At 62.6% G+C, this 10,034-nt stretch carries 9 protein-coding genes; 6 read left to right on the forward strand and 3 right to left on the reverse strand.

Translation table 11 applies throughout. The features are described from left to right. Positions 1-28 precede the first annotated feature (28 nt). Positions 29-634, reverse strand: coding sequence for a hypothetical protein (locus OKA04_RS15815; RefSeq protein WP_264502156.1), 606 nt, complete (start codon positions 632-634; stop codon positions 29-31). Here OKA04_RS15815 and OKA04_RS15820 point away from each other — a divergent pair. The 6 genes from OKA04_RS15820 to OKA04_RS15845 all read left to right on the forward strand — a co-directional run bounded on the left by OKA04_RS15820 (position 633) and on the right by OKA04_RS15845 (position 7,517). Continuing rightward, positions 633-770 carry a hypothetical protein gene (locus tag OKA04_RS15820; RefSeq protein ID WP_264502157.1) on the forward strand — a complete coding sequence of 46 codons (138 nt, stop codon included), beginning with the start codon at positions 633-635 and terminating at the stop codon, positions 768-770. The two genes, OKA04_RS15815 and OKA04_RS15820, sit on opposite strands and share 2 nt — an antisense overlap. 3 nt (positions 771-773) lie before the next feature. After that, positions 774-3,461 (forward strand): hypothetical protein, encoded by a 2,688-nt coding sequence (locus OKA04_RS15825; RefSeq protein ID WP_264502158.1) that lies wholly within the window; start codon positions 774-776, stop codon positions 3,459-3,461. After that, positions 3,458-4,093 (forward strand): hypothetical protein, encoded by a 636-nt coding sequence (locus OKA04_RS15830; RefSeq protein ID WP_264502159.1) that lies wholly within the window; start codon positions 3,458-3,460, stop codon positions 4,091-4,093. The genes OKA04_RS15825 and OKA04_RS15830 overlap by 4 nt, the downstream gene beginning before the upstream one ends. Further along, positions 4,090-6,333, forward strand: coding sequence for a sulfotransferase (locus OKA04_RS15835; RefSeq protein WP_264502160.1), 2,244 nt, complete (start codon positions 4,090-4,092; stop codon positions 6,331-6,333). The genes OKA04_RS15830 and OKA04_RS15835 overlap by 4 nt, the downstream gene beginning before the upstream one ends. A 9-nt stretch (positions 6,334-6,342) precedes the next feature. Beyond that, positions 6,343-6,789 (forward strand): hypothetical protein, encoded by a 447-nt coding sequence (locus tag OKA04_RS15840; protein ID WP_264502161.1) that lies wholly within the window; start codon positions 6,343-6,345, stop codon positions 6,787-6,789. 164 nt (positions 6,790-6,953) lie between these two features. Beyond that, on the forward strand, positions 6,954-7,517 hold the full coding sequence (locus OKA04_RS15845; protein ID WP_264502162.1) for a terminase small subunit-like protein: 564 nt from the start codon (positions 6,954-6,956) through the stop codon (positions 7,515-7,517). A 549-nt stretch (positions 7,518-8,066) separates the two neighbouring features. Here OKA04_RS15845 and OKA04_RS15850 read toward each other — a convergent pair. After that, positions 8,067-9,668, reverse strand: coding sequence for a hypothetical protein (locus OKA04_RS15850; RefSeq protein ID WP_264502163.1), 1,602 nt, complete (start codon positions 9,666-9,668; stop codon positions 8,067-8,069). 129 nt (positions 9,669-9,797) lie between these two features. After that, the coding region (locus OKA04_RS15855; RefSeq protein ID WP_264502164.1) for a transposase at positions 9,798-10,034 on the reverse strand (237 nt) is incomplete at its 5' end.

Below are 10,034 nucleotides of genomic sequence, written 5' to 3' on the forward strand. Positions count from 1 at the left end.
GCGCGCGCGAGGGGTTCGGAGGTAATTTTTAGAGTCCAGAAAAAGCAGGCTGAATCCGATGAACAGTCAGGACGAAATGGAGTTCTTGAAATCCCTTGGGAGTAGCGATCTCGCTGCCCTCGGGAAGCTTTGGGGCGACGACAAGCCGACGGCTGAACCAGGCGGAGAGGGACCCACGGTGGCGGAGTGCCCGAACCATCATCTTTACCGCGACCGGAAGAAGGGCTGGGTGATGCGATGCACGCTCTTCACCAGCCGAAAGGTGATCGGCCGTCGTCTGAAGTTCCCATTGAGCACGGACAATGTCGGGGAAGCGCGGCTCCGCCGGGATCTGCTCATCCGCAGCCTGCGGATGTTGGGACTGCAGATCGTGACCCGCATGCAGCGGAAGCAAGGGGACGGCATCGAGAGCCACCAATCCCGTCGATCGAACCAACAGCATATCCGCCAAGTTGAAGCTCCCTGCGATGAAAATGGGGGCCAGTCGTAACCCTATGAACCCAGATCCATCCATGAACAATACCCCCATGACCGACATGCCATCGGGCACCAGCGAAGCTGGCCCACAATCTTCCTGCGCTCCCACGGTTGGGACATCGACAAACCTCCCCTCGCCTGCGGCTGACCATGGCATGAAAGGCGCTGCAGCAGCGGGGGGAGAAAAGCCGGAGTCCGACGCCCAGCGGCTCGCGCGGCTGGAGCGCGATCACGCCGCCCTCCGCAAGGACTTCGAAACCTTCAAGCGGCGCGTCGGACTCGGATTCATCTGAGCCATGAGCGCAAACTGGGCAATCAACGGACAGTCCCTGGCGGCGCTGGGGCTGGAATTTGCAGGCGGGACCTTCAATACCGGCACGGCGTCGATCATGACGCTGCGGCGGGTGGCGGACATGGACGAGGCCGACGTGCTGGCATGGGGGGCGGCGGTGACGCTGACGCGGGACGGAGTGCCGTTTTTCCAAGGCAAGGTGGATTCCCTGCCGACCAGTGCCACGGGCACCTCGGAAGGGCAGGACATCGAGATCGTGGACGCGTGGCAGGAGCTGGAGCAGACGACCTACAAGGAGTCATGGGGCGCGGGAGCGGGCAGCGTGATGCTGCCCGTGGCCATTCTCGGGCGGCGGTCGAACGGCAGCGCGTGCACGGATGCGGAGCAGATCCGGGAGGCGGTGGACTACGCGGCCAGCGTGGGCGTGGCGATCCAGATGGGCAGTGTACCGGCCGGACTGCCGCTGTGGCAGACGGAGGTGCGGAACATCACCGTGGCGGAGGTGATCCGGGTCTCGCTGCGCTTCCACCCGGACTGGGTGCCGTGGATCGATCACAGCACCTCGCCGCCGACGCTGAACATCACCGCGAGGTCGGCCATGGCCACCCGCACGATCGACATCGCCGGCGGTGAGGTGGAGAGCGTGAAGATCCGGCGCCGGGACGACCTGAAGCCGGATGCGGTACAGATCCTCTACCTGAATGCGACCATCATCGACGGCACCACCTTCCGCGACTGGATCGAGGACCGCTTCCCCGAGGCGGGGCCATCGGCGGGCCCGCGTGTGATTTCCAATGTCATCGAGCTGGCCGGCGCGCAGATGCAATTCCAGAAGCAGAGGATCAAAACCCGCCCTCTCCCCACCAACCATGGCGAGATGCGCGAGTGGCTGAAGAAGAAGTATCCTCAGCTCAAAGACGTCCTGGATGCCCACTGGAACGTCAAGATGCTCTCCAAGGAGCTGGTGCCGGAGCCTGATGCGGAGGACGACCCGGACCCGGAGCCGGTCAATCCGCGTGCCCGGCGCATCACCGTCGAATCCGTGGACGATCTCCCGCGGGAGCTGGTCAAGGGAAGCATCGAGGACTGGATGCGTCGGAAGGTCGGGCGGGTGCGCATCGGCTACAATCTGCAGATCTCTCCGAATGCCAGCGCTGCCTCCCGCAAGGCACTCGAGCCGATCGCCTCCAAGGTGGCGCTCTCCCCGGTGGCCACGAATGCGATCACGAAGATCTACAAGGGCGTCACCCAATGGGTGGACGGGGAGACGGCCCCGGCGGGCATCGCCGAAGAGGTCTATAACAGCCTCCTGGCCTACCAGTTCGAGGGCAGCATTACCACCGTGGCAGAGGACGTCACCGGCGATCGTTTCCACGGGTGCAAGATCAACGTGGCCGGCGGCAAGGGTGAATGGGCGAGCATGGGGGCCATGGTGCACGCGGTGAGCTTCGACATTGCCAAGGGTGCGATGACCATTGGGCTGGGCCCGTCACACTGGTCAGCGGCGCAGGACATCATGGACCTGAAGCGGATGCTGCGGGGCCGTGGCGTGACGTGGATGAGCGAGGCCGAGCGCACGTCGAACGAGCTCGGCGCGGAGGGAGAGCCGGGCAGCAAGGGCGACACTGTGACCGGCTTCGACATCCCGGACACCGAGGAAGAGCACGAAGCACCGATTCGCCCGATGTTCAGCCCCTACATCGGCGGCGACAACGGGACCAGCCTCTACTTCACGCCTGGCACCGTGCGATTCGTGCGGCTGGGCGAGGAAGATCCCGCCGACAGCGACCCGCTCGCGGGCACGCAGGTTACGCCGCTTTTCCCGACGATCAACGGGGAGCCGATGGACTCGGCCAATCCGTCGGCCTTCGACGTCAGCGCCCGGACCGATTGCTCGGTGTGGCTCATCACAGACCGCATCCGGTGCTCCAATGCGTCTTTCGTGCCCGGAGACGACAGCACCGAGACCAACCGTCTCGCGATCTTCGCCCGTGCCGAGAAACCGCCCAAGGAGGACGGTGAGATCCACACGTGCGTGGCCAAGATGGACTTCGAGACCGTGGCCGGCGTGAAGACGATCACGAACCTGAAGCAGCTCGTGCAGGGGCACGTCGATGTGTGGTTCAAGTGCCTGAATGACCAGAGCTCCGAAGCCGCCGGAAGTTCGCAGGATGAGGAATTCGCCAGCGAGGACTTTGAGAGTGACGACGAGATCGACCCGGACCCAAGCGATTCCAAGGACTGCAAGTTCCGCATGGCCGCGAAGTGGGACAACCGCAGCGAGTGCTACGTCCGTGGCCGAGAAGCCTACGCAGTTTGGGAAGTGATGATCGGCATCAGCTCGCTCAAGAACAAATGCCCCGGCGGGTGGAAGGCCAAGATCACGATGCCCGGCGGCCAGAGCGCACCCTACAATGGACAGGCCACCGAAGGGAACATCCTGATCGTTCCGCTCACGAAGATGATCAACCGCTTCGGCGCGCGCTTCCGCTTCTTTTACCCACCTGCGTGCGAGCCGACGGCCCTGTCCGTCACCATCATCGGTGACTCGGGAGACGAGGAAGAACCGCACGAGTGCTGCGACACGAATTTCACGCAGTCCTTTCCCAGCTCGTGGCCGCGCCACTGCCACAGCACCTGTTCCACCACCGTGATTCCCCCGCCGGACACGGAAGTCCCCCCACCGCCATGACCGCGACGATTTTCACCCATCCTCCCGACTATGCCCAAGCCGCTCTCGCCGGCCGTGCGCTGCGATCGTGCGGCGTGAAGGTCGTGCTAGCCATCGATGCCGCAGACCCGGTGCCCGAGGTAGAGGGATGCCGCGTGGCGCGCACCACCTTCCGCCGCTTGGGCAACCTGAATGGCAAGGCCTGCGTCGAGGGCATCCTGGCCACGATACAGGAGAATGCCGACGGCGATCCCTACCAGATGAAGGTGGACAGCGACACGCTCGTCATGGGCCTTGGATGGCTGGAAGGCCGCATCGAGCCTGCGGTGGGAATGCATCACCGCATCCCTCCGCACGATCGCTTCATGTTCGGAGCCGCCTACGCACTGCGCACCGATCTGTTAGACGACTACCGGGCCGCCGCGGCGATGCTCCCAGAGTCCGATCACTACTCGGAGGACGTCGAGATCGGCAAGCTGCTGCCCGGAATCCACGCCTACGAGAACCTCGCCGCCGATTGTCCGTTCGCCGCCTACTCGTGGAAGTCCGCCCGAACCATCGAGGACTGGAAGCGTTACGAGATCCTGATTTTCCAGCGCTTCCAAGGTCGCAACCGCCGCGACATCCGCGAGACCATGCAACTCTTCGTGTGAAACCGTTCTTCCTCATCACCCAACCCCGGGCCGGCGGCACCGCGCTGGCACAGATCATCGACCGCAGCACGGGCAACCGCTGCGCCGGCGAGAGCTTCGAATTCCTTGAGCAGCTCCACGCGATCGAGCGCGCCCCCCGGGACTTCGCCAAGGGGCATGGCGGCGAGCCTTGGGGCAGGAATGCCGTGCCGCCGTCCACCTGGGCACCCGCCTTTGACGATGCGCTGCGGCAATGGACCGGAGCGGATATGGCGGCGTGGAACCACGGGGCCAGATCGAGCTATTTCGGTCGCGAGGGATGGACCGAGGCAGTCGAGCGGTGGAGCTGGCTGCTGCAGGCCTTCCCGGACAGCAGGATCGTCTTCCTCTCCCGGACGCCGGATGACGAGCAGGAGATCTCCCTGGTGCACACCTACCCGCTGTGGATTCCGTCCTTCGCCGAGTGCCACGGAGGCGTGCTGAGAAAGGCCCGCGAGATGCGCGACCATTTCGAGGACTTTCACGTGATGAACCCCGGGAGGACCGTCCACCTCGACATGCGCGACCTTACCGACCTTCCCGGACTCTCCGCGAAGCTGGCACGGATTGGCATCCTGATCCAGCCCGCCGCCTGGCGCGCGGTTGAAGAGGTCCGCCCCGGCCAGCTCGGTGCCGTTCGCGCCGAGATCAAGCGGCTGATCCACGAGCGGGAAATTGTGGAGCCATCCAGCGATTCCCACGGCATTGACTTCTACGGATCGGAGAACCCATACGCGGCTCAAGAAGCTGCCGACAACGCCCGCTTGCGCGATGAACCACAGCGAAAATCCGACGTGGCCAAGGTGTTCCGCCCGCCGATTCCTGAGCCCTGTCCCGGGCTGAAGGTCGAGATCCACACGCTGCGCCATGGTGAGCCTGATTGGCTGGCCGAGTGCGCGGCTAGCCTCGATGAGTGGTGCTGGCGGCAGGGATACCCTCTCCACGTGAGTGGGCTGAACCCCGACTATCCGGAGGCGAAATTCTGCGAGGTGGACATGCTGCGGCAGTTCCTTGCCGGCGATGCCGACTTCATGCTCTACGTCGATGCGGATGTGATGGTGCATCCCTCCGCCCCTGCGCCTGCCTTCCTCCGCTCTGGCGGCTTCCACGTGATGCCGGACAAGCCTTACAAGAAGGTCTCCGGGGTGTGGCCGGAATGGATGGCCGAACACTTCCCCGAGCTCGATCCCTTCGCTTGGACCTATCGGAATGCGGGAGTGTGGGGATGTGACCGGGCCGCCGCAGAGGCGATGCTGGCCGTGATACGCGAGCCCTACATCTCCGGGCACCAGGAGCAGCACCAGTTCAACGCGTGGCTGGCGGAAGCCGCCGTGAAGGGAATGGAGGTCCACGAGCTGAGCCCGGAATGGAACCGCTTCCCTGACAAGCAGACCGGGCCCGCGTGGTTCCACCACCTGGCCGGAGGATCGAAGATTCGGAAGCTCAAGAGGCTCCGCCGAGCCGGCTACCTGCCCGCGCGCCCGGAGGCCTTCCCTGAGCAAGAGAGCACCGGTGAGCGCGCCGTGTGCTGGCTGTGGAAGGCGGATGCCGCCGGCTGGGATGAACTTCGGCACAGCATGCGCTCCGTGCGCGAGAACCTGACGGAAACGGTCCCCTTCCACCTCTTCGCAGACGAGCGCCCGGACTGGCTGGACGATCACGCCGGCGTCACCTTTCACCTGACGCCCAGCTACCCGGAGGCGATAGCCAGAGCGGTGCAGATCGCGGACGAGGTGCTGCTCTTCAACGATGACATTTTCCTGCTCAAGCCGCAGTCGTGGGATGACTTCCGGGTCGCCATCTACCGCGGCGTGGAGCTGGTGCGGGACATCCGTGACAACCTGGTATGCACGAACCGCTGGCGGCAAGGTGTGGGCCGGGCAGCGCTCTCGCTCTATCACCACGGGCACGGAACCGTGCGCGACTTCAGCACCCACACGCCCTATCTCTTCCAGCGCGGGCGTTCCATTACCACTATGCAGCGCCACGGCTGCTGGTGGAAGATGCCCTTTGAGACCCTGTATCACACGGACCACGGCACGCCGTGCCGGCGGATGGACGGGGACAAAACCACCTCGCTGCCTTCCGAGGCCCGCTTCCTGAACCACGGGAGCCAGACGCCAGAGCTGGCGCTGAGACAGGCGATCTCATCCCGCTTTGCCACCGCGCCGTGGGAGATGGATCACAAGAATGTGATGGCAGGAGATAAGGCGACCGTGTAGGCAGGTCCTATGAAAGCGCTCCTCCTGCCCTTCCTGCTTTGCGCCGCCGCCCTTGCCGAGCCGACGGTACCGGCCGTGGATCAGAAGCCAGCCGCCACGGTGGTGGAGAAGCCGATCGCCAAGCTGGCGAAGCTGGAGACACGGGAGCGCTACACCTTCATTGAGGTGCAGATCCTCGAAAAGGTCCCGGATGGCGTCTACATCCGCCACAAGGAGGGAGTGCCCCCCCGCGGTGTCGAATCACTTTTGAAATACGGTGGACTGAGCTTCATTCCATACGAGTCACTGCCCGATGCGGTCCGCAAGCAGATGGGAGGCTTCACAGCTCCCGAAGCTCGCAAGTTTCGTGAGAAGAAGGCGGAGGCAGACAAGGTCGGCGACCGCCACATCTTAACGGAGCACAAGGATTTCATCGCTTACGATCCGAAAGGGGATCGTAACTTTGCCGGAGAATAGGGGGCCAGTGGAGCACATGGGCATGGCCCCGTGAGCGTGCATCATTGCGCCGTTATGAAGGTGAGGAAAATTGAACAGACTACTCCTAGGCGCAACATGCTGCTGGTAGGGGCTTTCAATGCCTTCATTGACTGCCGCTCGCTCGGTAAATCTCTCCCCTGCTCGTGAAGCGGAAAGCATCCAAATCGAAGCCCGCGAGCAAGCCGCGCGGGCGCCCCACGAAGTTCACGCCGGCACGCGCAGCGAAGATCTGCGCCGAGCTTTCGGAGGGCAAGCCCTTGACATTGATCTGCAAGTCCAAGGGAATGCCGTGCGACTCGACGGTGCGGGACTGGGTCAAGGCTCATCCCAAATTCGCCGAAGACTACCGCTTCGCCCGAGAGATGGGATTTGATGCCATCGCATGGCAAATCCTCGCAATCGCGGACAACACCGGCCACGAAGACAAAGACACCATCAAAACTGATTTTGGTGATGTTCCGAACAAGGAGTGGGTGATGAGGAGCAAGCTGCGCGTAGACGCGCGTTTCCGCCTCCTCCGGGTTTGGGACCCGTCGCGATACGGAGAAAAGGTCGCCACTGAGATCACCGGTAAAGACGGAGGCGCGTTGAAAATTGTAGCTGATGAGGAGACGCTAAGTAAAATCAAGGCTGCAAGCGCCATTGCATCCTTCGTGCGACCTCCAGGGGCGTATTTCAGCGGTGAGCGGAAGGGGATGGGCGGCTAGCCCGCTAATTCGCCCGCGAAAGCCACCTAGAGGCATCTATGCTCAGTTATGTTTGAAGGGATCGACCCAAAAGCCTTTGGGGGAAAGTTGCTCCTGCTTTTCGCACATGCTGGATGCGGGACGCATTCGCAGCGTGAACCATCTTCTTTCAAAGTGTCCGTGGGTGGACCGGCACGAGAGATGCGAGCTCTGCGGCATGCCAAGAATTCCCAACCGACGAAACCCCGACGCGCCCTCGAACAGCGCCGGCCTTATCTTTATCATCGTTGTGGTGGTAATCGCAGCAGTTGTCATTGCGATTATCCGGAACACCTGGCCGTCGGCTGATCGATTGCCAACTGACACACCACAGCCCGTCGAGGCTCCCACGTCGGCCAGTGACCGGTAGCCCTGCCTCTTTGCACTGCCAGGGCGGATGAATCCAAGACCAAAGCGTCACGCAGGGTGAATGTCGGTATTGTTGCTATTGCAGTCATCCGACCTGCTGACTGCGGTTTAGGTCAAATTTCGTATCGTGCCTGCGAGCAGAGGAGGCACGTCCAGCTCCGACTACTTCCTCTGCCAGAGAAGCTCGATCAGTGACGCCCCGGCCGCTTCACAAACGAGATGTCCGTTCTTCGTGGCGACGGGCTTCAGCATACCCCTGCGCTTGCCGGGTTCCGTTCGCCACACCTTGAATTCATTTCTGGTCTTACGCTTCGGAGGCGGGATGATGCGGATCGCATGGCGTCGCGGCGTCGATCCGACCACCTTAAATTTCACCAGCACGCGGTCCGGACGCTTGCCCTCCAAGGAGAACTCCACGCCGGACAAAGGCACCGCGCACCAGACCATGAATGGAATCTTCCGCCACCGGTGGAAGGTTCGCGTGGCGATCGCTAGGGCGAGCCCGGCCCCATACACTTCCTGACCCACCTGACCCGCCGGTGCCATCGAGGCGTAGAGATCCTCCAGCGGCACCGGGAGGTTGCGGGTAATGACTCCCTCCCGAGGAGAGTCCGAGATAGAAGCCGCGGGAAGCTCGCTCGGGAAATAATAGCGAGCCCGTCCGGAGAGGTGCTTCCCGTATTCAACCAAAAGATCGAGCAGAGCCGGAGGAATGGCCTCACCCATCTCTGCGATATAGAGGCGGCTGGCGGCAAAGATCTCCGCCTCCTCATAAGGTGCGATGTAAGGTGCATCGTGAAGAGGCGGCAGACCAAGATAGGTGGACCACGGACTGCCGGGGCGTGCGGGCTCCCACATCCACAGGTGGCTGAGTACGCTGGCCATGCACACAACGCTGAGCTCTTTGTAGAGAGCGTTCCCGGTGGCCATCCAAAGCCGGGCTAGAGCCACGCCCGCCAAGACGGTGTTGTTGGTCTGGTAAAGCATCCCGAAGCCCAGGCACGCCAGCATTGACGCTGCTTCTTCCGCTTGGTCGAGAAAGCGCCTGTCGGCAGTAAGTTCCCATGCCTGAAGCATCACGTAAGCATACAGTCCGGCGGCATTCCTCTCTCCGCCCATGCCTTCTTTCACCTCTCGCTTGATGACCCGGAAGGTCTTCCGATGGTAAAAGACGGGCCAGTCATGATTGAAATGAGCCGCGACGCGAATGACGTATTCCAAGCAGTCGAGAAACAGCTTCTGCTCGTCCCTTCTGCCGAGGAGTGCGAGCCCCCCGAGGCTTTTCATGGTGTGCAGCAAATACCATGAATCCATCCGCTCCATGTGCTCTTCCTCGCTCGGCGCGCCGCCCTTGAATTTCTCACCCGGTAGCCATCGGGCCATCGTCGAAAGGTCCTCCAGGTAGAATTCCGCGAGATTGCCATCGAGACGCTTCATCAGCGGATGAGGCTTGAGTCGCCACGCTTCGTATTCTGCCAAGGCCACCGTAATTGCCCCCTGGACCATGCTCTCCGGAGGCTTGTCATCCGAGCCCACGTAAGCATTCAGGAAAGTTCTCCTCCGAATCTTCCGCATGCAATGTCGAGAGGTCGCCAGCGCTTCCAGCGTTCTCTTGGCCGTGCGGGCCCAGTCATGCCACGGCCCCGGGGCGGGAGCAGTTTTCCGAAGCACCCAAGACATCCCTTCGATGAACTCGAGTGCGCGCGCCGCCTCGCCGCGTTCGCTGCTTCCCGTCACCCGCAGGAACACGTCGGAGACCACCACCGTCGCTCCTTTCGGCAGCGGCCTCTCGCCGTCCGGCAGTCTCGTGCCAAGGGCCGGCCACTCGACACTGACGCAACCTTCCAGCCCGGCACCCGTGTATCTTGTATAAGAAGCCGTCTGAAAAATAACTCATGCTGCAATTCTCGCCAGCATGCGCCTCGACATCGAAAGGTGGATGAGGGCCTTGGAGTGATCCATGCACACCTCGTGATCGCGAATGAGTCGTCGTGACTGAATCAGCCAGCTGAACGTCCGCTCCACGATCCAACGCTTCGGCAGGATCTCAAAACCCTTCGCCTTGTCGCTGCGCCTGACAATCTCCAGATCGATCTGCCGGTGCCGGTCCAACCGGGCCACCTCGCCTTC

The organism is Luteolibacter flavescens (assembly GCF_025950085.1).
In the GTDB taxonomy this organism is placed as follows: domain Bacteria; phylum Verrucomicrobiota; class Verrucomicrobiia; order Verrucomicrobiales; family Akkermansiaceae; genus Haloferula; species Haloferula flavescens.